The 22,774-nt window shown below is 56.4% G+C and carries 20 protein-coding genes; 5 read left to right on the forward strand and 15 right to left on the reverse strand.

All coding sequences use genetic code 11. The features are described from left to right. Positions 1-177: 177 nt before the first annotated feature. Entirely contained in the window at positions 178-1,185 is a 1,008-nt protein-coding gene (locus tag AC6I8P_RS20130; protein ID WP_104187753.1) for a zinc-dependent alcohol dehydrogenase family protein, read from the reverse strand. Between the two features lie 94 nt (positions 1,186-1,279). Between AC6I8P_RS20130 and AC6I8P_RS20135 the strand changes: the two genes are divergently transcribed. Beyond that, entirely contained in the window at positions 1,280-2,182 is a 903-nt protein-coding gene (locus AC6I8P_RS20135) for a LysR family transcriptional regulator (protein WP_498031285.1), read from the forward strand. Positions 2,183-2,431: 249 nt separating this feature from the next. Here the strand turns inward: AC6I8P_RS20135 and AC6I8P_RS20140 are convergent, their stop codons facing one another. Then, on the reverse strand, positions 2,432-3,226 hold the full coding sequence (locus AC6I8P_RS20140) for a helix-turn-helix transcriptional regulator (RefSeq protein ID WP_275029789.1): 795 nt from the start codon (positions 3,224-3,226) through the stop codon (positions 2,432-2,434). A gap of 111 nt (positions 3,227-3,337) precedes the next feature. Between AC6I8P_RS20140 and AC6I8P_RS20145 the strand changes: the two genes are divergently transcribed. After that, complete coding sequence (locus AC6I8P_RS20145) at positions 3,338-4,417, forward strand: zinc-binding dehydrogenase (RefSeq protein ID WP_275029791.1); 1,080 nt, start codon at positions 3,338-3,340, stop codon at positions 4,415-4,417. A gap of 111 nt (positions 4,418-4,528) precedes the next feature. Here AC6I8P_RS20145 and AC6I8P_RS20150 read toward each other — a convergent pair whose 3' ends face one another. The 5 genes from AC6I8P_RS20150 to AC6I8P_RS20170 form a co-directional block, all read right to left on the reverse strand. Continuing rightward, positions 4,529-4,756 (reverse strand): YgdI/YgdR family lipoprotein, encoded by a 228-nt coding sequence (locus AC6I8P_RS20150; RefSeq protein WP_021508704.1) that lies wholly within the window; start codon positions 4,754-4,756, stop codon positions 4,529-4,531. 22 nt (positions 4,757-4,778) lie between these two features. Beyond that, positions 4,779-5,006 carry a YgdI/YgdR family lipoprotein gene (locus AC6I8P_RS20155; RefSeq protein ID WP_021508703.1) on the reverse strand — a complete coding sequence of 76 codons (228 nt, stop codon included), beginning with the start codon at positions 5,004-5,006 and terminating at the stop codon, positions 4,779-4,781. 187 nt (positions 5,007-5,193) lie between these two features. Then, positions 5,194-5,448, reverse strand: coding sequence for a biofilm development regulator YmgB/AriR family protein (locus AC6I8P_RS20160; RefSeq protein WP_125310694.1), 255 nt, complete (start codon positions 5,446-5,448; stop codon positions 5,194-5,196). An 18-nt stretch (positions 5,449-5,466) separates the two neighbouring features. Further along, complete coding sequence (locus tag AC6I8P_RS20165; RefSeq protein ID WP_021508701.1) at positions 5,467-5,670, reverse strand: hypothetical protein; 204 nt, start codon at positions 5,668-5,670, stop codon at positions 5,467-5,469. Positions 5,671-5,813: 143 nt separating this feature from the next. Then, positions 5,814-6,431, reverse strand: a complete 618-nt coding sequence (locus tag AC6I8P_RS20170; RefSeq protein WP_058758865.1) for a TetR/AcrR family transcriptional regulator — start codon at positions 6,429-6,431, stop codon at positions 5,814-5,816. Between the two features lie 187 nt (positions 6,432-6,618). Here AC6I8P_RS20170 and AC6I8P_RS20175 point away from each other — a divergent pair, with 187 nt between their 5' ends. Beyond that, complete coding sequence (locus tag AC6I8P_RS20175) at positions 6,619-7,347, forward strand: YoaK family protein (protein WP_010615793.1); 729 nt, start codon at positions 6,619-6,621, stop codon at positions 7,345-7,347. Positions 7,348-7,358: 11 nt separating this feature from the next. Next, a complete protein-coding gene (locus tag AC6I8P_RS20180) occupies positions 7,359-7,931 on the forward strand; it encodes a pyridoxamine 5'-phosphate oxidase family protein (RefSeq protein WP_498031286.1) in 573 nt (190 codons plus the stop codon). 3 nt (positions 7,932-7,934) lie between these two features. On the opposite strand, the gene AC6I8P_RS20185 is transcribed toward AC6I8P_RS20180, so the two are convergent. The 5 genes from AC6I8P_RS20185 to treZ all read right to left on the reverse strand — a co-directional run bounded on the left by AC6I8P_RS20185 (position 7,935) and on the right by treZ (position 17,838). Then, positions 7,935-9,131, reverse strand: a complete 1,197-nt coding sequence (locus AC6I8P_RS20185; protein ID WP_459747922.1) for an MFS transporter — start codon at positions 9,129-9,131, stop codon at positions 7,935-7,937. A gap of 188 nt (positions 9,132-9,319) precedes the next feature. After that, a complete protein-coding gene (locus tag AC6I8P_RS20190; RefSeq protein WP_275029804.1) occupies positions 9,320-10,963 on the reverse strand; it encodes a methyl-accepting chemotaxis protein in 1,644 nt (547 codons plus the stop codon). 463 nt (positions 10,964-11,426) lie between these two features. Then, the gene (glgX, locus tag AC6I8P_RS20195; protein WP_021509574.1) at positions 11,427-13,502 is read right to left on the reverse strand and encodes a glycogen debranching protein GlgX; all 2,076 of its coding nucleotides are present in this window, start codon (positions 13,500-13,502) and stop codon (positions 11,427-11,429) included. Between the two features lie 59 nt (positions 13,503-13,561). Beyond that, entirely contained in the window at positions 13,562-16,057 is a 2,496-nt protein-coding gene (gene treY / locus AC6I8P_RS20200) for a malto-oligosyltrehalose synthase (RefSeq protein ID WP_498031287.1), read from the reverse strand. Then, entirely contained in the window at positions 16,054-17,838 is a 1,785-nt protein-coding gene (gene treZ / locus AC6I8P_RS20205) for a malto-oligosyltrehalose trehalohydrolase (protein ID WP_346303144.1), read from the reverse strand. The genes treY and treZ overlap by 4 nt, the downstream gene beginning before the upstream one ends. A 328-nt stretch (positions 17,839-18,166) precedes the next feature. Between treZ and AC6I8P_RS20210 the strand changes: the two genes are divergently transcribed. Then, positions 18,167-18,376, forward strand: a complete 210-nt coding sequence (locus AC6I8P_RS20210; RefSeq protein ID WP_021509571.1) for a CsbD family protein — start codon at positions 18,167-18,169, stop codon at positions 18,374-18,376. A gap of 227 nt (positions 18,377-18,603) precedes the next feature. Here the strand turns inward: AC6I8P_RS20210 and AC6I8P_RS20215 are convergent, their stop codons facing one another. The 3 genes from AC6I8P_RS20215 to proP form a co-directional block, all read right to left on the reverse strand. Further along, entirely contained in the window at positions 18,604-19,542 is a 939-nt protein-coding gene (locus tag AC6I8P_RS20215; protein WP_104187170.1) for a bifunctional helix-turn-helix transcriptional regulator/GNAT family N-acetyltransferase, read from the reverse strand. 154 nt (positions 19,543-19,696) lie between these two features. Beyond that, positions 19,697-20,977 carry an MFS transporter gene (locus tag AC6I8P_RS20220; protein WP_376738782.1) on the reverse strand — a complete coding sequence of 427 codons (1,281 nt, stop codon included), beginning with the start codon at positions 20,975-20,977 and terminating at the stop codon, positions 19,697-19,699. Between the two features lie 138 nt (positions 20,978-21,115). Then, positions 21,116-22,549, reverse strand: coding sequence for a glycine betaine/L-proline transporter ProP (proP, locus tag AC6I8P_RS20225; protein WP_031280122.1), 1,434 nt, complete (start codon positions 22,547-22,549; stop codon positions 21,116-21,118). Positions 22,550-22,774: the final 225 nt, after the last annotated feature.

Here is a 22,774-nt window from a genome sequence, read left to right on the forward strand (position 1 = left end):
AAATCGGACTATCAATACTTCTTAGTAAAAAAATGAATCCTGCACTCTTATGCCAGCGTTTCATTTAGCACTTTTGCGCAGCGGGCTCCGTTTCCTGGAAAAGAGTGTCCATCATTACTGGACAGGAGTAATCAGCCGGTATCAGGCCCCATGATGAACTCCCCGGCTGATTCAGCGTTATGCATCCAGACTAATAACCACTTTCCCGATATGTCCGGCAGCCTCAAGGTAGCGATAAGCTTTCCGTGTATCGGCAAAAGTGAAAATACGATCAATTACGGGATAAATCGTGGAGGTTTCAATCGCCCTGACCGCCGCGCGCAAATCTGAAGTCGAACCCGTATTGTTACCCACAATATTCAACATCTTTTGCATTACGGGCAGAACAGGCATGCTGACTTCAGCACCACCAACAAAGCCAATAACGAAAATAGTTCCGTTATGAGCTGCTGCGTTAATCGATTTCGCAAATGTTGAGCCGCCCACTGATTCCAGTACGAGATCAGCGCCATGCCCCTCAGTAAGCTTAAGCACCCGTTGATCCCATTCGGGCACCTCGTGATAGTTAATTCCTTCATCCGCTCCCAGGGCTTTCACTCTGTCCAGTTTTTCATAAGAAGAGGAAATGATGATTACCCGCGCACCTGCTGCCTTCGCATATTGCAATGCAAACAGACTCACACCTCCCGTGCCAAGCAGTAAAACAGTGCTGCCGGGCTGTATTTTACCGCGCACTATAGCGTTCCATGCGGTCGTTGCGGCAATGGGTAACGTCGCTGCCTGCTGCCAGTTGAGAAAGTCGGGTATACGCACCAGTGATTCAGCAGGCACCACAGCGTATTCTGCCAGCCCGCCGTTGGTCGTAACTCCGCGTAATGTTTGATGATGTTGAGATCGTATTGCTCCAGCATGCCAGTGAGACATCATACCCGGCACCACACGTTCGCCGATTTGCCAGCCTACAACTCCCTCTCCAGACTCAACAATTTCTCCCGCGCTGTCTGCACCAGGAATAACCGGCTGCGAAACAGCGCCAAATTTACCAGTGGCCAGCGCCAAATCAAGGTAATTCAGACTCACAGCATGCTGACGAATCAGCACTTCGCCATACCCTGGTTGTGGTGGTGAAATATCACATATTTTTAAGCCGTCTATTCCTGCAGCGGATAAGTGGATAGCTTTCATGGTGTCCCCCGGTTCAATTAATACGACCATTTTGAGGCAGAACTGACGCTATAATGAGCCTGAAAAACAAATAACTGTTGCATGAGGTGCAATAATGCATGATGACGATTATCGTCAGCGGGAAGCTTTTCTTGCGGTAGTGCGCGCTGGCAGCTTTAGTACTGGTGCGCGCGATTTGGGAAGAGATGTCTCTGTCGTTTCCCGGCGTGTAGCTGCATTAGAAAAACGTCTGGGAATTCGCCTGCTGGAACGCACCACCCGACGCATACGTCCCACAGAAGAAGGCTTACGCTATCGGCAAAAAATTGAATTGGCAGATGAGCTGCTACGGGAAGCGGAAGAGGAAGCCCGTGATTTGGCAGCGCGTCCGGCCGGGACGATTCGCCTTACCGTTCCAGCCTCTTTCGGACGAAAGTGGGTCGTGCAGGCCTTACCATTCTTTTTGAAAGCCTATCCTGACATCCGTATTGTGTTGCACTGCAGCGATCGCTACGTAGATTTACTGGGTGATAATTTTGATATGGCAATACGTATTGGTGTTCTGAAGGACAGCAGATTAATTGCCCGAAAGCTGGCAAATACAAGTCGCATTTTATGTGTCGCGCCGGATTACCTGGAGCGCCATTCCCCTGTAACACACCCTCAGGACCTTCGTAAGCATGATTGCCTGGGTTTCACACCCATGCACAGCTGGCCCGAATGGCGACTCGAGAAAGACGGTCAACAGATAGGGGTACCTGTTAAGACGCGTTACGAGAGTGACGAAATGGATGGGCTTATACTGGCCGCTCAATCGGGTATGGGGATATTACTCGCGGCCAACTGGCTGGTACAGAAAGAACTGGCTGAGGGTTCACTGGTGCCAGTGCTGTCGGACTGGCAGGCAACAGGCGAGGATGGTGTCTGGTTAATGAAACCTTCAAGCCAGTTGCAGTCGGCAAAAATCAGTGCATTAACAGACTGGCTGACTTCATGGTTTTCTACACCACGCTGGTAGCCTGCGGGACGCAATATGAAACAGCCTGTCACCTGTACTGAATAGCAGATGGGTTATGTATGTAAAACGTGTGCAGTCCAGCAGTCGACATACCCCAGATAATGTCGGCGCTCCTGGAGGTAATAACATATTTCTTCACGCTGCTGCCGCTCCACTTCGTCATGGATCACCGGCAGGTTAGATCGCTCTTAATAGGCTACGGCAGACTCAGCTAAACCCCGTTAACACTGCTCCGGCGGAATCATGATGTCATATAACCTTGCTGCCCGATGCAGATAACAACGGGACATAAATTGCCAGTTTGAGTGCAGGGGAGTCATTTGACGTAAACGTTGAATAGCTGAATGTCCGCGTTATCCCGTCTTTTCCTGTGAGTTTTTTCTCGCCGGACACCGGCGCCGTTATCACATGCTCACTCCACCATGTATCAAACTCCGGACATTCACGGCTTAAGCGTTCTACCAGCGCAGTGAAGGTCTCGTTGTCTGCATTTCGTGAATAACTGGAATGAAACAGGCCGAGCATTCTCTGTGCCTCTGCAGGCCAGGTGTCGCCAAAAAGGTATCTGGCCTCCTCTGTAGTGAACATGAAAACCATGATATTTCGCTCATTTGCAGCCAACAGGCTGAAGTCCGTGATGACCTGTTCTGCTGCAAAATTCCACACCAATACATCCCATCTGTCATTGGTGACGTAGGCAGGCTCACTCAGCGCCCTGACCAGATGCGATAAGCTAGCCGGGACTTCATGTTCAACATCTGCACTTTTTTTCCGGCCTGTCAGTGTTTTCAGGTGCAGAAATTCTGCCTTGTTCAGCTGCAGAGCTTTACCCAGGGCGTTAACTATCCGTTCGGAAAGCGTGCTGACCCGTCCCTGCTCGATTTTGGTATACCATTCCGTACTTATTCCCAGCATCGCCGCAACTTCCTCACGCCTTAGCCCGGGTGTTCGCCGTCTTTCTGGCCCGGCAGAGGAGGGTCGCTCAGGCTTTACCCTTGCACGTCGTGAACGTAAAAACTGACTGAGCTCAGTATTCTTAACCATTTTTTGAACCTGGTAGTAAATTATACCTGTATAAAACTAGTGTATTTTACGCCGTTTTGGGTCGCTCTATGATGGTTTCATATTGTTCTATGCCCTCAGGAGAATATGACCATGAAAGCTGCTGTGCTTACTGCCTTTGGCCGTCCGCTGGACGTTAAGAATGTGCCTGCACCGGTGATGGGAACCGGGGAAGTCATTGTCGATGTGGTTGCGGCGCCCGTTCTCTCCTACACGAATGAAGTACTGAGTGGGGAAAGAAAATATCTTTTACCTGTGCCGGTCATCCCGGGCTGTGGTGCCATCGGAAAGGTTCGCCAGACCGGCCCTGACTCAGCCTGGCTGAAACCAGGAGACTGGGTATTTTGCGATCCCACGGTGCGTTCCCGTGACAACGCGCTGTCGCCAGAAATTGTCCTTCAGGGATGGAGTGCCCGTGGTGAAGGAGGACAAAAAATCCAGCAATATCACCTGAATGGCAGTCTTGCTGAACAAATACGCATTCCGACTGAAAACGCAGTGCCCATTGGCGACATATCGCCTGCAGAAGCGGGGCGGTGGTGTGCCATCAATACGCTGCTTATAGCCTATGGCGGATTGTTAACTATGGATTTGAAAGCGGGAGAGCGCCTGCTGGTCAGTGGCGCAACCGGTAATTTCGGCAGTTCCGCTGTGCTTGCTGCCCTGGCCATGGGAGCCCATAAAGTCATCGCACCGGGCCGTAGTGAACGGGTGCTGAACGATTTGAAAAAACGTTTTGGATCGCGTGTGGAAACAGTAAAGCTCACAGGCACAGCAGAGATCGATATTGCTGCCATGAAGCACATGGCCGGGGGACCCATTGATGCGGTCCTTGATTTTCTTCCGCCGTCTGCGCAGGCCTCTGTCGCCCGGAATGCGATTATGTCAGTCAGACCTTATGGTCGTGCAGTCCTTATGGGCGGTGTTGGCATGCTGGGTGGGGACGATCTTTCGCTACCTTATCCCTGGATAATGCGTAACCTCATTACCGTAAAAGGGCAGTGGATGTATGAACCTTCGGCAGTCCCTACGCTCTGCGGCCTTATACGCGCGGGACTGCTTGATCTGAGCCACTATGACGTAACCGAGTTTCCGCTTGAGAGAGTGAATGATTCAGTCGCGCATGCTGCGAAAAACAGCGGGCCGTTTAAACTCACCGTCGTGCGTCCCTGACCAAAGGCGCCGCGTTGGGCCGGATTGCTTTCCTACGACGGCCCTGCGTATGGGTTCAATCACAAAATTCTGGCACAAAAAAGCCCGCTGCGCGGGCTTGATAAGAACCGATTAATGCGGAATCTCAGAGACTTCTTTGACATCCGCTTTGTTGATCTGCTGTTTGACACCATTGGCATCAACGTAACCCAGCAGTCCGCTTTCCGCTTCCTGCGGTTTACCATCGCTGACAATGGTACGGCCATCATTGGTATGAATGGCGTAGCTGGTACGGGTACAGCCGGTCAGGGCGCTCAGTGCCACAATGGCTGCCAGTGGTAACAAAATCACTTTTTTCATGTCGCTCTCCCTATCGAGTAGATCAGTTGTTCAGTTCACTCATATTGGTGATCTGGTCACGGTTAATCTGTTCTGTTTTACCGGTTTGCGCATCTTTATAAGAGACCAGGCCAGTATCACTATCCACCTGTGGCTTACCATCGGTGACGATAGTACGTCCGTCGGTGGTTTTAATCGCCTGATTCGATGAACAGCCGGCGATGGCAAAAATTGATGTCAATAACACAGCCGCTACAGTCAGTTTCTTCATAGTAATTTCCCTGATTGGTCTGAAGTCCAGCTATAAGCGTAGAACAAAATCCGGATTCTGGTCTGACCTGACTCGCTTTCTTTGCACAATTAATGCGGTTTAGCGTGCAATTGATGAGGAGGAAATTACCAGGCGCGGCTAATGTGTTTCGCCGCGTATATTGGGAAGGCAGGATAGCGTTGCGATATTACTCAGCGGCCAGGCGACCAAGCAGCAGAGAAAAAATAGCCTCGTAATGCGTTTTCAATATCACATCGTCGCACTGGTCGAGACGTGCTATTAGCGCGACAAACAGGGTTTTTCGGTTCAGCAACTTGCCGCTGCACAAAATTTCCTGCACCAGCGTGCCAAGTAACTCATGCTGCTTTGCCTGCAGCGATCCACCAGTCCATGGTAATGCATCTTCAGAATTATTATGAAAAGGATCGTATCGCATCATCATTACCCTGATAGCAGTGCGTTAATTCAGCTTTTTGGCCAGCAGCCTGATCGCATTATCGCAGGCCTGCTGGATGGCCGGATTCTCCGAGCGCAAGCCCGTGCGATACAGCGCGCCAATTATTTGCTGAACAGATAAGGTTTCACCCGGTTGTACAATCTGTGTGACGACTTTGCCCAATAAAAGATAGATCTCATCGGCATCTTCTAATTCATCGTGCTTCACTCAACCCCCGGAACAAATAAACATAAATCTAAGTAATATGTTACTGACTGATAAATATTATTAAGCGCGCGATTCCAGGGTTTAAAAAGTTATCGCGGCGAATATTAATTAGGAAACGCCTATTTCCTAATAGGCCAGACGAATCAGTCCAGAATGCTGAGCACCATATTAATGGTTTCTTTGCCATTAGTCACATCCTGAATTTTGCCTACCACGCGCATACCAAATGCCACGCAAAGCAGCAATCCGGCAGCGGTGTCGGCATCCAGTCGTGGCGAAATCGATCCGTCCTCTTGCCCCTGCTCAACCAGCGAAGTCAGGAAGTTGCGGTTGCGTAATACCGCTTCACGCACCAACTGGGATAACTCTTCATCCAGCGTTTGCAGTTCCACTGTACTGCCAACCACCAGGCAGCCGCGTCTGCCCTCGATCTCGCTGGCTGAGTCGAGATAAAACTGCAACAGCTCAGCAATGCGCGCCCGGCCGGTCGGGTACTGTTGCAAACGGGCGCGCAGGTCCCCATTGCGCAGCAGGATGTAGCGCTCAAACACCCGCAGAAACAGGGAACGTTTATCCTGAAACGCTTTATAAATACTGCCCGCCGTCAGGTTCATCGCTTCACCTAAATCGGCAATCGAGGCCGCATGAAAACCCTTCTGGCGGAACACGATCATGGCGCTGTCGAGCGCTTCGTCGATATCAAAATTGCGCGGTCTGCCGCGCTCTCTGGCAGCCGGCGCCGGATTGGGTTTACTGGTCATAAAGCGGCTATTTAGAATGAATCGTTTCCAAATTATCCGGCTTATCGGTGACAGGGTCAAATCCTGCCCAAACGCCTGGCCCGGCGTGCGCTGATCGACAGCGAACCGCGTTAATGTTCAGCCCTGATAGTTGAGAATTTTTGACTGCCGGAGGATGATAAACCTTTTGCCGGGCCGGGACCTTTTCATGCTGATCTCCACTGAGGATACGCGCACTTTCAACACCGACATCCGCCTGGCGGCGACGCTGGCCGCCGTGGCGGGCGCACTGAACACTGCAGCGTTCGAAACGGTTGGTTTCTTCTCCGCCAACATGACCGGAAACGTCTCGTCACTGTCCGATCATCTGGCGAAAGCCAATCTGCATATCGGGCTGTTCTTCCTGCTGATTGTGCTGTTATTCATCGCCGGTTCGTCTGTCTCCACGCTGATCATCAATTCCGGCCGCAGGCGGCAGATACGCGGCATCTACGCCATCAATATTCTGCTGGAGGGCATTGCGTTGCTGGTGCTGGGGATTGTCGAAAGCGGCTTTCATTTCAGCGAGGGCGGTGTGTTACTGATTCTCAGCCTGAGCTTTCTGATGGGCCTGCAAAATGCGGTGGTAACACGCATCTCCAATGCCCGCGTGCGCACGACGCACGTTTCCGGCACGTCAACCGATATCGGCATTGAGCTGGCGATGCTGTTCGACGTGCTGCGTCGCAAAGAGTCACCGAAAGACGCGCCGCTTTACATTGAGCGGCTAAAACTGCATTGCTACACCGTGCTGGCATTTCTCGCTGGTGGCGTGCTGGGCATTCTGCTGCTGCAGTGGCTAAGCTACGCGCTGCTGATCGTCATTGGGTTACTGCTCAGCGCGCTGGCGCTGTCGGCGCTGAAACGTGCGGGCAGCAACCCGCTTCACGCCCGCTAAGGAAGGGAATCATGATCTCGCTCGACGACCGCCTGCAAGTTATCTGGCAGTTGCTTAGCACTGCCACCACATCGCGTTCAGCTTTCACCCTGATGCAGCTGGCAACGGTGAGTGCCGACGGTCAGCCCAGCCTGCGCACCGTGGTGATACGGCAGTTTTTGCCCACGCTGCCGGCCCTGCGGTTTACCGCCGATCGGCGCAGCGCCAAAATGCAGGATATCGCGGCGCAGCCGCAGGTGGCGCTACTGGCTTATGACGCCGCCAACAACGTTCAGCTCAGGCTGGCGGGCACGGCTCAGCGCGTTGACGATGCACAACAGCGTGCCGCAGCCTGGCATGCATTGCGCCCGCATTCGCACGCGTTGTTTCAGTCACCGGTCAGGCCGGGCAGCGTGATTGCTCATCCTGATGACGCACTGCCTGCCAGCGCGCAAAAAGCGGGCACCGGACCCGACGAGCACTTCGCGCTGGTGCAGATCACGCTGCACAGCGTGGAGTGGCTGGATGTCAGCTGCGAGCCCCATCAGCGCGCGCGATTTGAGGCCACTGCGGATGGCTGGCAGGGTAGCTGGCGCGTGCCCTGAGATTTATTGTTTCGCCGGTGTTTTTGCCTGACGCGGGCGGCCAGCCGCACCGGCGCACACCAGCGCCAGCAGTACCATGATCAGTACCGGCAGCATCGCCATGCGCAATCCGGCATGTTCGCCGATAAAGCCCAGTCCGGGCGGGCCGACCAGAAACGCCAGATAACCCAGCGTGGCGGCAATCGTGACGCGCACCGCGCTGTTATGGCCATCGCCCGCCGCCGAGACCGTTAGCGGGAAGCCGAGCGACGCGCCGACGCCCCAGAACAGCACGGCCGCCGCCGCCAGCCATGGGTTATCGGAGAAAATCACCAGCGTCAGCCCCAGCGCGGCGGAGAAAGCGCTGGCGCGCAGTACCCAGACACGGCCCAGACGATCAACCACCAGCCCACCGAGAAAGCGCCCCAGCGTCATGCCGGCGGTGAAGCCCGCGTAGACCAGCGTGCTTTGGGTATGATTGAGATTATGGCCGTCGATCATTAGTAACGGCAGCCAGTCGTTAGCCGAGCCTTCCGCCAGTGCCATCGCCAGAATCACCACGCCGAGCACCAGCAGCTGGCGGTCACGCAGTTCACGTCCGACCTGGGCCAGAAAGCCGCCGTGATGCGGCTGTTCGCTGCGTTCGCTGTCGCTGGTGGCGGGCAGATGGCGCAGCGCCAGGGCGGCAATCAGCAGGTTAACCAGCAGCACCACGCTAAAGTGCCAGTGGGTGCTGATATCGGCTGCGGTCATGGCCAGCCCCGCCAGTGCGCCGATCAGCGTGCCGAAACTGAAGAAGCCGTGAATGATCGTCATGATTGACTTGCCGATGCGCCGCTCAAACGCCGCCCCTTCGACATTAACCACCACATCCATCAGCGCGGTTCCGCCGCCCAGCAACACCAGACTGGTAAACACCAGCCCGCTACTGGCGAGCGTTAACGCAACGGTCATCAGCACCAGGCCACCGAGCAGGATCAGGTAACCCGTGCGCATCACCCGGCTGGTGCCAAAGTGCGCGACCAGCTTACCGGCCAGCAGCACGCCCAGCATGGAGCCACAGGAGAAGCCAAACAGAATCAGGCCCATCATTTCCGTCGAGGCGTGCAGCACATCGCGCATAAAGGGGGTGCGGCTAACCCAGGAAGCCCAGGTAAAGCCAGGAATAAACATCAGGCCAAAGATGGCCCATTTACCGCGTGTCTGTTGCTGAGGGTGCATAAGGTTCCTTTAGGGAGCGGCGGGCATGCGGAGGTGAAACACTTTCGTTGCTGATGACCGTTAGCATGGTTCACAGAATAGCAGTTTTGCTGGCGCTCGTTGAGGCGATGTCACTTGCGCCAGCGCGCCGGGGGGAATTGGTCAGTGGGAGAAAGCCCCTCCGCGCGACGACGCGGAGGAGGAGGGAATTAGAAACTCTGCCAGTCGGCATCGCTGGCCACTGCCAGGCGCGCAGGCTGTGGCGCTTTGTGGCTGACTGCCGCAGGCCTGATCGCCGGCGTTGCGCCGGATTCCGCCAGCACGAATCTGGCGACCAGCTGGTTGAGGGTTTCGGCCTGCTCCTGCAGCGATTGCGACGCGGCTGAGGCCTGTTCCACCAGCGCGGCGTTCTGCTGCGTTACATCATCCATCTGATTCACCGCCTGCTGCACCTGGCTGATGCCCTGACTCTGCTCAACCGCGGCCGCGGCGATTTCGCTCATCAGTTCGCTGACCTGATGGATAGCGTCATTCATCACCTGCATGTTGCTGCTGACGTCGCTTGCCTGGGCGGCTCCGGCTTCAGTCAGTCGATGCGACTCTTCAATTAGCCCTTTGATTTCGCGCGCGGCCGAAGTTGAGCGCTGCGACAGGCTGCGTACTTCACCCGCCACCACCGCAAAGCCCTTGCCGTGCTCACCGGCGCGTGCGGCTTCGACTGCGGCGTTGAGCGCCAGAATATTGGTCTGGAAAGCGATACCTTCGATCATCGAAACAATGTCCGTGACCTTGCGCGAGCTGCCACGAATGTCATCCATGGTCGACAGCATCGTAGTGAGCGAGGTACCACTTTTTTCCGACAGCGCACTGGCGTTAGCCGCCAGCTGGCTGGCCTGGCGCGTGTTATCGGCGGTCTGACGTACGGTTTCACTCAGTTCAGTCATGCTGGCCGCGGTCTGCTCCAGCGAAGCAGCCTGCTGCTCGGTACGCGCAGAGAGGTCTTCATTGCCGGCGGCGATTTGCACCGATGCGCTGCTCACCGAATGCGACGCGCTGCGCACGGCGCTTAACGAACTGGCGACGCTGCGCATCAGCTGATTGAAAGAGTGCGCCATGGTGCCCACCTCATCGCGACGGCTTTCGTCGGCGCTCAGCGTCAGGTCGAGATTTTCGCTGGCGCGCATCATGACTTTGCCGACATCGGACAGGCTGCGACGAATGCGCAGCACGGTGAACAGGGCGAACAGGCCAAAAATAATCACTGTGGCTATCACGCCGGTAATGGTGGTCCACAGCACTTCATGGAAGGTGCTGAGGTTGGTGGCGCGTAACTCATCGCCGATAGAAATATTTAGCATCAGCTGCTGCTGATAATTGGTGACCAGCTGGCGAATGGCGGCACCAATGCCGTTCTGCCCCTCGATCAGATCAAGGCTGATGGCGTTCTGATGCGCGCGCGAGGCAGTGAGAAACGCCGGCAGCCGCTCGCTCACGCGCTGAATATTGGCAAAGGCCAGCTCGGTCAGGCGTTTATCTTCGTCACTGGAGAGGTTGTGAGTCAGGTAGTAATCGGTGAGCGATTTCAGGCCGCCGATCTGTTTATCAATGTCCGCTTCAACCGCAGGCATATTGCTGTCCTGCAGCTGAGTCTGATGTTTGTAAAGCGTCAGCGCCAGCTGATTGCTGCGATCAATTAACGTGTTGAGGTCTTTGATCGAGGGGATGGCGTTGGTTTGCACATATTCAAAGCGCTCCTGGAAGCCGGAAAGCAGTGAGATGGCGAGCACGGCTTGCAGAATGATGGCGCCAAACAGCATGGAAAAGGTCAGTAATAATCGTTGGGAGATGTTCATCTTATTATCCTTAATCTAAACGCACCCCGACGCCTGACGCGGCGGGTACAAGGGCAGATTAAAGAACATCGGCAGATTGTGGTTTTTAGTTAATGAAATTTTAGCGCCGGGTAGCAGAAGAGTCTGGCGGGTTAACCGTGGAGCCGGTCGCCGTGAACGGCGACCCTACAGTGCATGTCCCGTTATTTCCGTAGGGTGCGCATTCATGCGCACCTGGAAACGGGGAGTGCATGTCCCGTTGTTTCCGCAGGGTGCGCATTCATGCGCACCTGGAAACGGGGAGTGCATGCCCCATTGTTTCCGCAGGGTGCGCATTCATGCGCACCTGGAAACCGGGAGTGCATGTCCCGTTGTTTCTGTAGGGTGCGCATTCATGCGCACCTGGAAACCGGGAGTGCATGTCCCGTTGTTTCCGTAGCGTGCGCATTCATGCGCACCTGGAAACCGGCACCCCGCGCTTAATTCACGGCCGGCGGAACAGCGCCAGGCTGCGGCCCTCCAGCTCGAAATCCTTCTCTTTGGTAATTACCAATCCCTTACTGGCGCTGTCGGAGGTGGTCAGCTCCAGCACCCAGCCGCCTTCGCCAAACTGCGGGATGCGGAACGGCACATTGCCTTCAAACGGATTGAACAGCATCAGCACATCGTGCCAGATACCTTCTTCGGTTTGCAGATCCGGACGCCCAATGTACACGCCGAGCGTCGAGCCCTCGTCCCACTGTTCCGCCTGCTGAAAACCGCCGCCGGCGTTGAACCATTTGATCTCCATGCCGTCGCGCCAGCTTTCACGTCGCAGCAGCGGCTGCTGCGCGCGCAGTGCGATGATTTGACGGGTGAAATCGCGTAACGCATCAGCGGAAGCCGGCAGATCTTCCCAGTGCAGCCAGGAAATCTCGCTGTCCTGGCAATAGCCGTTGTTGTTGCCCATCTGGCTGCGGCCAAACTCATCGCCCGCCAGCAGCATCGGTGTGCCGTGAGAGAAAAACAGCGTGGCGAGGAAGTTACGCTTCTGCCGCTCGCGCACCGCGTTGATGCCTTCGTCGTCGGTGGGGCCTTCGGCACCGTAGTTGTATGAACGGTTGTCGTTATGGCCGTCGTTGTTATCTTCCCCGTTGGCATCGTTGTGCTTGTCGTTGTACGAGACCAGATCGTTCAGCGTAAAGCCATCGTGCGCGGTGATAAAATTGACGCTGGCCCACGGGCGGCGGCCGCGTTGATCGTACAGATCGCCGGAACCAAGCAGGCGCGCGGCAAAGTCGGTTGAGACGTTGTCGCCTTTCCAGTACTCACGCACCGTGTCGCGATATTTGTCGTTCCACTCAGCCCAGCCGGGCGGGAAACCACCCACCTGATAGCCACCAGGGCCGATGTCCCAGGGTTCGCCGATCAGCTTCAGCTTTGACAACACCGGATCCTGCGTCATGGCATCAAAGAAGCCGCCGCGCTGATCGAACCCTTCCGGCTCGCGGCCGAGAATAGTGCCGAGGTCGAAGCGAAAACCGTCGATATGCATCGATTCTGCCCAGTAGCGCAGCGAATCCGTCACCAGCTGCAGCACGCGCGGATGGGAGGTATTCACCGTGTTGCCAGTGCCGGTATCGTTGATGTAATAACGGTGCTGATCCGGCAGCGTGCGGTAGTAGGAGAAGTTATCAATCCCTTTAAACGACAGCGTCGGCCCCAGTTCGTTGCCTTCCGCGGTGTGGTTATACACCACGTCGAGAATCACTTCGATGCCGGCATCGTGGAAAGCGCGCACCATGTCGCGAAACCCCTGAATACCGCGCGGGCCAAAATAGCGGCTGGCAGGCGCGAAAAAGGCCAGCGAGTTGTAGCCCCAGAAGTTTTTCAGTCCGCGATCCAGCAGATGCTGATCGTCCGGGAACCAGTGCACCGGCAGCAATTCCACTGAGGTCACGCCAAGGCTTTTGATGTAATCGACGGTAGATTTGTGGCTCATGCCGTCATAGGTGCCGCGCATCTCTGCCGGAATGGCCGGATTAAGCTGGGTGAAACCTTTGACGTGGGTTTCATAAATCACCGTGCTGGACCACGGAATGCTGGGGCGGTTATGGTCCTGCCAGTCAAACTCATTGGTATCAATTACCCGACACTTGGGGGTAAACGGCGCGCTGTCACGGGTATCCAGCGTCAGATCTTTATCTTCGTGCAATAAATCGTAAGCGAAGTGCGCTTCATTCCAGTCGATGTTGCCCTGCAGCTCGCGGGCGTAGGGATCAATCAGTAATTTGCTCGGGTTAAAACGGTGACCGTTTTCCGGATCGAACGGTCCGTGAACGCGATAACCATACAGCGCGCCGGGTTTCAGCCCGGGCACGTAGCCGTGCCAGATTTCGTGGGTATATTCCGGCAGATCGAAGCGGGCAATTTCATGCTGGCCGCTCTCATCGTACAGACAGAGTTCGACCCGTTCCGCGTGTGCTGAGAACAGCGCAAAGTTGACGCCTGCGCCATCATAATTGGCGCCGAGCTGGTGCCCCGATCCGGCGGTGATTTCCATAGGTTTACCGTTAGACATTCAATCCTCTCCATCCAGTGAATAGATAGTCATGTAAAACAACAGGTTTATCGGGGACGCTACTGGCTAATCAGCACCAGCGGCGCGCTATAGCTCACATTGTCCAGCGTAATATCATCATTAATCACTACGGTTTCACCGGTCAGCACATTGCGATAGTGGCGATGCGCCAGCGATTCCGGCAGTGCCAGTCGGGTATGACTCCACTGTGCACCATTGAAAATCAGCCGTGGCGTGATCACCAGCAGCGCGTAGTCGCTGTCCTGACGGGCAAAGGCGATCACTTTTTCCGCATGTTCGCCCGATGCACTGAGCGGTTGATAATCACCAAAGCGGAACAGCTGCGCATGGTCGCGGCGCAGATGCAGCAGGCGCGCGACCATCTGCTGCTTCAGCCGGCCGCTCAGCCAGTCCTGCTGGCTGGCGAAGTCCGGCGCGGCGTGGACATCCAGCTGCGCCGTCAACTGAGCGAAATCCGGCTCGCGTCGGTTATCCGGATCGACCAGGCTGAAATCCAGCGCTTCGCAGCCCTGATAGATATCCGGCACGCCCGGCGCGGTCAGTTTGATCACCGTCTGGCTCAGGCTGTTAACCAGTCCGGCCCGGATGAACGGCTGCACTGCGTGGCTGAAGTCCTGCAGGAACGCCGGATTGGTGGGTGACAGCAGCTGGCGGGCATACTCCAGCACGGCATTTTCATAAGCTTCGTTGCTGTCCGCCCAGTCGGTGCGTAACTTCGCTTCGCGCAGGGCTTTTTCCACAAACGGCAAAAAGCGATCGCGCAGCGCGTCCAGTGCCGCCGTGTCCTCCGGCTGCAGCGTGGTGGGCCAGACGCCCGCCAGCGCCTGATACAGCATCCACTCTACCGGCGGTTCGGGCGCCGGGCCGTCCGCCAGCGCGACCACGTGCGGCTGATTCATCTGGCGCCAGCGCGTCACATTCTCCGCCCACAGCGCCGGCGCTTCACTCAGGGTATACAGCCGCGCGCGTGCATCCTCGCCGCGTTTGGTATCGTGCGTGGAGGTACCCGACAGGCCATCCGGCTGGTGCTGCAGGCGGATTTGCATTTCGCGATGAAAGCGTTCAAGCGAAAACGCGTGCGGCAGCGGTTCGGCACCCACTTCGTTGATCGCCAGCGCCACGTGATTGCGGAAAAACAGCGTGTCTTCGACCGATTTCGCCATCAGCGGGCCGGTCAGCTGCTGGAAGCGGGCGCGGAATTCCGCCGCATCCTGCTCGCCCTGTTCAGTGATCGCCCCCAGCAGTAATGCCTGCAAAAAGCTCAGCGCCGCAGGCGAGGCGCTATGTTTAACCTGCTCCAGCACCTGTAACAGCAACGCTTCGCCTTCCAGCGGCATACCGGCTTTCCGGCCGTAGGTGCGATACACCGGGAAGGCGATCAGCAGTTCGCGCAGCGCCACGTGCAGCTCAGCCTCACTGAAGTTGCGATGCACCAGATCGGCTGCCTCGGTAGCCAGCGCCAGCAGGCGGCTGAATTCCCCGGCAAAGTTGCGATCGACCATCAGTTCACGTGCCGCACGCAGGCCAGCGGCGACGTCGTTACGCTCGGCAGACACCGCTTCATAGGCCAGATGCAGCATATCGATCTGATTATCATCAATCAGCGCGTGCGACAGCGCGGCGATAAACTCGTAACCGGTGGTGCCGGACACCGGCCAGTCGGCGGGCAGCTGCTCACCGTCTGCGAGAATCTTCTCCACCGTGATATAACACGCGTCGCCCACGGCCTGACGCAGCTGTTGCAGATAGCCGAGCGGATCGGCCAGCCCGTCAACATGATCGACGCGCAGCCCGCTCACCACACCGCTGTGTACCAGTTCAAGAATCAGGCGATGCGAAGCCGCGAACACCTCTTCATCTTCGACGCGCACGCCGACCAGCCCGGTAATTTCAAAGAAGCGGCGGTAGGAGAGCGCGCTGCGCGCCTCACGCCAGTTCATTAGCTGCCACGGCTGTTGCGCATGCAGTTCCGCGATGGCCGCGCGATCGCGCAGCGCCAGCACCTCGTCTTTACGCTGCTGCCAGCTGGCGGGCGTCAGCGGGTAGTAACTGTCGTAATAGACCAGCGCCGGATTGCCGCTGTGCGGATCGGCCTTGATACTGAGTTCATCATTGGCCAGCACGCGGTCAAAATCATCGCCAAGGAACGGCAGCGTCAGCCTGCGCGACCAGTCGATATCAAAGTAGCGCGCGTAGCGGCTGGCTTCCCCGTGTTCAATCACATCGCGCCACCAGGCATTTTCCAGCGACGCCGCCATGTGGTTAGGCACAATATCGAGGATCAGGCCAATCCCGGCCTGCTGCAGCGCCGCGCTGAGGCGGTCAAAACCGGCGCGCCCGCCAATCGCCGGGTCAATCTCATTGGCATCGGTGACGTCATAGCCGTGCGTCGAGTCGCGCGTGGCGGTAAAGATCGGCGAGGCATAGAGATGGCTGATGCCCAGTTGCTGCAGATAGGGCACCAGCTGCGCTGCGCGGTCAAAGGTCATGCCGTTACGGAACTGGATGCGGTAAGTCGCGGTTGGAATGCTCATTGCGCTGCTCCTTTTGCCAGACGCACGATGACAGAGTGCTGCGGCAGTTCGCCGCTTTCCTGTGGCCACGCAAAGAGCGTCTCGCCGGGCATCGCGGGCAGCGGCTGGCTCTGCTGTCCAATATTCAGCGCCAGTGACAGCTGGCCCTGCGGGAACTGCCAGCTAACGGCGACAAAGCCCGGTGCGGTGCGCAGCACCTGGCCGTTGTGCTGGCGTGCATCCGGCAGCAGCGGCACGATGTGCTGCTGGCGCAACGCCAGTAGCTGGCGCGTGAGCGTCAGCCACGCCTGGCCTGCGGGATTTTCCACTTTGCGCCAGTCCAGTTTCGACCGCGTGAAGGTCTCTTCAGCGTTGGGATCCGGCACCGTCTCGTCATGACCGGCGTGACCGGTAAATTCGCGCGCCCGTCCTTCGCGCACCGCTTTCGCCAGATCGCCGTGGAAATCGGTGAAGAACAGGAACGGGTTGGTTTCACCGTACTCTTCGCCCATAAACAGCAGCGGAATGTGCGGTGACAACAGCAGGGTGGCGAGCAGCACTTTGGTGCGATCGGCACCGGCCAGGCTAATCAGGCGTTCGCCCTGGGCGCGGTTGCCCACCTGATCGTGGTTCTGGATGAAGTCGACAAACGCCACCGGCGGCTGGCCTGCGCTGGGTACGCCGCGCCGCTGGCCGCTCTGTGGTGACAGCTCGCCCTGATAAGCAAAGCCCTCGGTGAGAATGCGCGCGATTGATTTCTCCGGTACGTTGGCGAAATCCTGGTAATACGCGTGCGTCTCGCCGGTGGCAAAGACGTGAATGGCATTATGAAAATCGTCGTTCCATTCACCGCTGAACAGTGGCGCGTCACCGTCCGCATCGCGCGGATGCAGGAAGATCACGTTGCGGCTGTCTTCGGTGGTGAGATGGATCGGGCGAGAGTGGATTTCGCTGCGAATGCGTTCAGCAATCTCAATCAGCACATGCTTGCTGGACGTATCCTCAATCTGGTCGATGGCATCGAAGCGCAGGCCGTCGAGGTTAAACTCTTTCAGCCAGTAGAGCGGCGCTTCGACGATATAACGCCGCGCGGCGTCCACATCGTACGCAATCCCGGCGCCCCACGGCGTCATACGCTCCTCATGGAAAAAGGCCGGTGCCAGCAGCGGCAGGTAATTGCCTTCCGGGCCAAAGTGGTTGAGCACAATATCCAGCACCACCGACAATCCCAGCGCGTGCGCGGCATCGACGAAGGCTTTGAAATCATCCGGTGAGCCATACGCCGAGTGCGGCGCATACAGCAGAACGCCGTCATAGCCCCAGCCGCGCGTGCCACCAAACTGCGATACCGGCAGTACTTCGATCATGGTGATACCGAGGTCGGCCAGCGCAGGGAGTTTTGCGATAGCCGCGCGGAAGGTGCCTTCGGCGGTAAAGGTGCCGATGTGCAGCTCGTAGACCACCGTTTCATGCCAGGGCCGTCCCTGCCAGTCACGCTGCTGCCAGTCGTAATGGTGAGGGTCGATAACCAGAGAAGGGCCGTTGACATCGGCGCGTTGTGCCCGCGCGGCCGGATCGGGCACCGTGCTGCCATCGGCCAGCTCGTAGTGATATTCGCTGCCGTGACCAGGCCCGCGCAGCGTCAGGCTGAACCAGCCATCCTGCTGCCGCTGCATGGCATGCTGCTGGCCATCGGCGTGAAGGGTAATTTGCTGCTGACCGGGTGCCCAAAGGCGAAACCGCACGCTGCCGTCAGCAAGGATTTCAGCACCCCAGGATTTTTCCAACGTTGTGGATTCCATTCTATTGCCTCGTTAAGCCCCGCACGGGGAATGGACGACATCAAGCGATTCGCGTTCCTTAAAACCATTTACTCTCTGAATACAAAAGACTAAATGCCCTGGTAGCAAACGGGTACGCAGATAAATCACTGAGTACCCTGAAAAATCATAGCCTATATTTTCAGATTTAATTCCCGCTGCGCTTTAAACAGTACCGTTACGTAAATTTTCCGTTTTGTTCGCTTAAGCACCTTTTAATCTCAGTCATAGGCTACGCTTATCTCTGCGCAGTTAACCGATGCGCGAAATAATGCCAGGCGGCACTGTCACCTAAATGAGGAGAACACTGATGAACGAAGATCGTATCAGCGGAAACTGGAAGCAGTTCAAAGGAAAAGTGAAAGAGAAATGGGGCCAGCTTACAGATGACGATTTAGACGTAGCCGAAGGGAAACGCGATCAATTAGTCGGCCGCATTCAGGAGCGCTACGGCTACGGTAAAGATCAAGCAGAGAAAGAAGTCAAAGAGTGGGAAGATAGTAATAAATTTAACTGGTAGTGTTGGTTATCCCCGGTACACTGATGTGCCGGGGTTTTGTTATTGCAGACTGCTGAGGTTTTTTGCCGGATAATTTTAAAATCCAGCTTGCGTTTATTTAATGCCATTTATTACTTAACCCGAAATTCATATTCAAACCTGTTTTTCCGCATTAATCCGGCTATTTCTCTGGCCTGACGCGGTGGTGAAACGGCAGTGCATCAGCCGTTGATAATCTTTCCCGGCCATCATCGCGTGAAGTGCTGTTCAGTCATGATTTTGCCCCACTGATCGCCCTGCCACTCGCGCGTCAGGGTGAAGCCTGCCTGCTCGTAGAGTCGTCTGGCCGCATCCAGCCCACTGAAGGTCCACAGTTGCGTTGCGCTAAAGCGCTGACGATCGCAGAACGCCACAGCCTCATGAAGCAAGCGTCGCCCGATGCCGCTACCGCGACACGTCTCGTCAAGAATAAACCAGCGCAGATGGGCCTGATTATTGCCAAGATCCTCTCCGTCAATCGCCACTGAACCGACAATATTATCGTTATGCACTGCCAGCCAGATTTGATTGCGCTCACTTCCCAGCCGTCCGGCAAACTCTGCCAGCCCGCTGGCGACTTTGCCTTCAAAATAGTGACCAAACTGATGATGCCGGGCATAGTAACGGCCGTGCATTTCGGCGATGCGGCCGATCATCCCGGGCCGGTAACCGCTGACGATGTCGATGGCACCTGAGGGAAGGGGCTGCGTGCCGGTCCGACAGCGGCGCAGGGAGTCAGCATAAGCGCTCAGTCCCTGCGCTACCGTGCGCTGCTGTGCCGGTTCAAGCCCGGCCAGCGCGGCCAGCACCCGTTGTGCCGCGTACTGATTGACTCTGGCAACGGTAGCCATCCCCTGCGCAGTCAGTTTCAGCCTTTTAATCCTGGCATCACTGCCGTCAGCGATTTCCTGCACTTCACCAGCCGCCACCAGTCTGGCCAGCATGCGGCTGACGCTCGATTTTTCCAGACCGAGCAAGTCCACTAACTGTGCAGCCGTCACTGTGCCCTGGGTTTCCATCTCCAGCAGCGTGTGGACAGCAGAAGGCGAATAGTCCGTTGCCGCCAGCGTCGGGCGCATAAACCCGAGTTCACGTACCATCAGTCGGGAGGCGGAACGTATCTGATTAACTAACGATTCAGTGGTCATGGTACAAACGCCCAGTGGTTATAAGGTTGTATAATACAACTATTAATCGGGCTGATTGTCAACAGACTAACCGGCGGCGCCAATACGGGTGAGGGCGAGCGCTCACCCTGGCAAGGCTGCATCGCATGAGGGGCAGGAATGAAGCAGCATGATGTTAAAGGGGCCTGCGGTGATCGTCCTTATTGAGCGAAAGCAGCGCGACAAAACTCACTACAGCGGTGGCCATCACATACCAGGCGGGAATGTCGGCGTTGCCGGTTTGCTTCATCAGGCCGGTAATGATCAGACCTGCGCAGCCGGAAAACAGCGCGTTGGAGAGCGAATAGGCCAGCCCCAGCCCGGTGTAACGCACGCGGGTCGGGAACATCTCGGCCAGCATCGCCGGTCCCGGTCCGGCCAGCATGCCCACCAGCGCACCGGCGATAAACACCACCAGCGCTTTGATCGCCATACCGCTCTCCGGATGCTGCAACACTTTCAGCAGCGGGAAAGCCAGCACCAGCAGCAAAAACGTCGCCAGCAGCATTAATGTGCGGCGGCCATAGCGATCGCTGAGTATGCCGGCCGGCAGGATGGTGGCGGCAAAGCCGAGGTTAGAGATCACCGCAATCAGCAGCGCCTGGTTAAAGCCGGTATGCAGCGCGGCCTGCAGATAGGTAGGCATGATCACCAGGTAGGTATAACCGGCGGCCGACCACACCATTAACCGGCCAATGCCCAGCCCGATAGCGCGCAGCGTGACACCCAGCGACGCCTGCTGTTGTGGTGCCGCCGGTGTCTGGCTGAACTGCGGTGATTCGTCGAGTCCGCTACGCAGCCACAGCGCCACTGCGCCGAGCGGCAGCGCCAGCAGGAAGGGAATACGCCAGCCCCAGGCGTTCATGGCGGCGTCTCCCAGCAGCAGCGGCAGTACTGCCACCACGCCCGCGCCCGCCAGCAGTCCGAGCGCCACCGTCAGCGACTGCCACGCGCCATAAAATCCGCGCTTGCCGGGCGGCGCCGATTCGGTCATCAGCGAGACCGCACCACCGTATTCTCCGCCGGCAAACAGTCCCTGCAAAATGCGTAGCAGTGTAATCAGCAGCGGCGCAGCCACGCCAATGCTGGCATAAACCGGGACCAGACCGATGGCGACGGTGGCCAGCGTCATCAATACCAGCACCGCGATCAGCACCGGTTTACGGCCATAGCGATCGCCCAGGCGGCCAAACAGTACTGCCCCTAACGGGCGAAAAAAGAACGCCACCGCGAAGGCCGCATAGGTGAGGATCAGGCTGGTGAGGGCGCTTTCTCCTTCCAGCTGAAAGAAATGTTTAGCGATCAGCGTGGCCATGAAACCGTACACGGCGAATTCATACCACTCGATAAAATTGCCGACGGATCCGGCAATCAGTACGCGCTTTTGATTAACGGCGGGAGACACGGCAGATGACATCATTAACCCTTAATGAGTAAAAAACAGTCAGAGAATGTCATTCTACCGCAGCCCGGGGCGATTATCTGAGCTATAAGTCTGACGCAGGGCACAAAAAAGGTGCGCATTGAGCGCACCTGATGTGAATATCAGCGGGGATTATGCTGGCTGCTGTTTTTTACGGCTGCGCTGTTTACGCAGTTTATCAATCAGTTTATGCGCCTCGGCTTTAGTCGCCACCGCAGGGGATGAACCTTTCAGTGGCTTACGTGCTGTCTCACTCAGTGTCAATACCGTTAACAAACCAATCACGCCGGCACCCATCATGTAATACGCCGGCATCATGGTATTGTGCGTAGTGTCGACCAGCCATGCGGTAATTAACGGTGTGGTGCCACCGAACAGCGAGACTGACAAATTAAAGCCGATAGCCAGCGCGCTGTAACGAATATCGGTGACAAACAGTGCCGGTAATGTCGCTGGCATGGTGCCGCTAAAGCAGGTATGCAGTAAGCCCAGCACGGCCAGACCGGCAAATACCCATAGCATGTTGCCAGAACCAATCAGCATAAACGCCGGGATCGCCAGCACTAATAATCCCAGCGCGCCGAAACCAATCACCGGTTTACGGCCGATGCGGTCGGTGAAATGGCCCCACATTAAGGTCAGCGGCATCATGATAAACATCACCACCATCACCAGCAGCAGACCGGATATTTCGCTCAGCCCCAGAATGCCGGTTAAATAACTCGGCATATAGGCGGTCAGCATATAATTAGACACGTTAAACAGCAGCACCAGACCAATACACTTCAATAGCGGCTTACTCTGCGTGCGCAGCATTTGCCACAGCGTGAGCTGCGGCTTGTTATGTTCGGCCTCTTCACGCTTATCCATGTGCTCTTTAAACGCGGGTGTCTCTTCCAGCTTCAGGCGGATATACAGGCCAAACAGCCCCAGCGGCGCGGCCAGGAAGAACGGTATGCGCCAGCCCCAGTCCATCATCGCCTGATGCGGCAGCAGCGCAATCATACCGGTCACCAGGCTGGCGCCCAGCAGATAACCGGCCAGCGTACCAAACTCCAGGAAGCTGCCCATAAAGCCGCGGCGTTTGTCGGTGGAGTATTCCGCAATAAAGGTGGCGGCACCGCCATATTCACCGCCGGTGGAAAAGCCCTGCACCAGACGCGCCAGCAACAGCAGGATCGGCGCGGCAATACCGATACTGGCATAGCTGGGAATAAGGCCAATACAGAAGGTACCAATCGACATCATAATCATTGTAAAGGCCAGCACTTTCTGCCGGCCAAAGCGATCGCCGAGTGGACCAAATACCATGCCGCCAATCGGGCGCACTAAAAACGCGGCCGCAAAAGTACCAAACGACGCAATAAGCTGCGCGGTATTACTGGCGTCCGGGAAAAATACCTGGCCGATAATCACGGCAAGGTAACTATAAACGCCGAAATCAAACCACTCCATGGTATTACCCAGCGCTGCGGCGCTGACGGCGCGTTTCAATAATTTGTTGTCAATGACGGTAATATCGTCAACGGTCAAATCAGGTTTATTGGTCATCGTTCCGGTGCTCATAAACTCCCCATGAGTAAAATTGGAGCGATCTTATAGCTTTCGCAGCCGGCACTTCACAAAGGGAAATGAAAGCTATAAGAGGCTGAAAGGCGGTCACCTTAGGAAATATTTTATCTTTACGCAAGTTTGCGACATATATCCTTGCAATTAAGCGTAGCGTTAGAGTATGAGACTGTCAAAAGGCGCAGCGGCTGAAATAACCCATTATGCTGATGCTTAAAGCTG

Source organism: gamma proteobacterium symbiont of Lampromicra miyakona, from assembly GCF_059730895.1.

What these genes read in the sequence shown, in the direction of transcription:
- AC6I8P_RS20130 (WP_104187753.1), bottom strand. Translation starts at nt 1,185, where the DNA reads ATGAAAGCTATCCACTTATCCGCTGCAGGAATAGACGGCTTAAAAATA.
- AC6I8P_RS20135 (WP_498031285.1), top strand. Translation starts at nt 1,280, where the DNA reads ATGCATGATGACGATTATCGTCAGCGGGAAGCTTTTCTTGCGGTAGTG.
- AC6I8P_RS20140 (WP_275029789.1), bottom strand. Translation starts at nt 3,226, where the DNA reads ATGGTTAAGAATACTGAGCTCAGTCAGTTTTTACGTTCACGACGTGCA.
- AC6I8P_RS20145 (WP_275029791.1), top strand. Translation starts at nt 3,338, where the DNA reads ATGAAAGCTGCTGTGCTTACTGCCTTTGGCCGTCCGCTGGACGTTAAG.
- AC6I8P_RS20150 (WP_021508704.1), bottom strand. Translation starts at nt 4,756, where the DNA reads ATGAAAAAAGTGATTTTGTTACCACTGGCAGCCATTGTGGCACTGAGC.
- AC6I8P_RS20155 (WP_021508703.1), bottom strand. Translation starts at nt 5,006, where the DNA reads ATGAAGAAACTGACTGTAGCGGCTGTGTTATTGACATCAATTTTTGCC.
- AC6I8P_RS20160 (WP_125310694.1), bottom strand. Translation starts at nt 5,448, where the DNA reads ATGATGATGCGATACGATCCTTTTCATAATAATTCTGAAGATGCATTA.
- AC6I8P_RS20170 (WP_058758865.1), bottom strand. Translation starts at nt 6,431, where the DNA reads ATGACCAGTAAACCCAATCCGGCGCCGGCTGCCAGAGAGCGCGGCAGA.
- AC6I8P_RS20175 (WP_010615793.1), top strand. Translation starts at nt 6,619, where the DNA reads ATGCTGATCTCCACTGAGGATACGCGCACTTTCAACACCGACATCCGC.
- AC6I8P_RS20180 (WP_498031286.1), top strand. Translation starts at nt 7,359, where the DNA reads ATGATCTCGCTCGACGACCGCCTGCAAGTTATCTGGCAGTTGCTTAGC.
- AC6I8P_RS20185 (WP_459747922.1), bottom strand. Translation starts at nt 9,131, where the DNA reads ATGCACCCTCAGCAACAGACACGCGGTAAATGGGCCATCTTTGGCCTG.
- AC6I8P_RS20190 (WP_275029804.1), bottom strand. Translation starts at nt 10,963, where the DNA reads ATGAACATCTCCCAACGATTATTACTGACCTTTTCCATGCTGTTTGGC.
- glgX (WP_021509574.1), bottom strand. Translation starts at nt 13,502, where the DNA reads ATGTCTAACGGTAAACCTATGGAAATCACCGCCGGATCGGGGCACCAG.
- treY (WP_498031287.1), bottom strand. Translation starts at nt 16,057, where the DNA reads ATGAGCATTCCAACCGCGACTTACCGCATCCAGTTCCGTAACGGCATG.
- treZ (WP_346303144.1), bottom strand. Translation starts at nt 17,838, where the DNA reads ATGGAATCCACAACGTTGGAAAAATCCTGGGGTGCTGAAATCCTTGCT.
- AC6I8P_RS20210 (WP_021509571.1), top strand. Translation starts at nt 18,167, where the DNA reads ATGAACGAAGATCGTATCAGCGGAAACTGGAAGCAGTTCAAAGGAAAA.
- AC6I8P_RS20215 (WP_104187170.1), bottom strand. Translation starts at nt 19,542, where the DNA reads ATGACCACTGAATCGTTAGTTAATCAGATACGTTCCGCCTCCCGACTG.
- AC6I8P_RS20220 (WP_376738782.1), bottom strand. Translation starts at nt 20,977, where the DNA reads ATGTCATCTGCCGTGTCTCCCGCCGTTAATCAAAAGCGCGTACTGATT.
- proP (WP_031280122.1), bottom strand. Translation starts at nt 22,549, where the DNA reads ATGAGCACCGGAACGATGACCAATAAACCTGATTTGACCGTTGACGAT.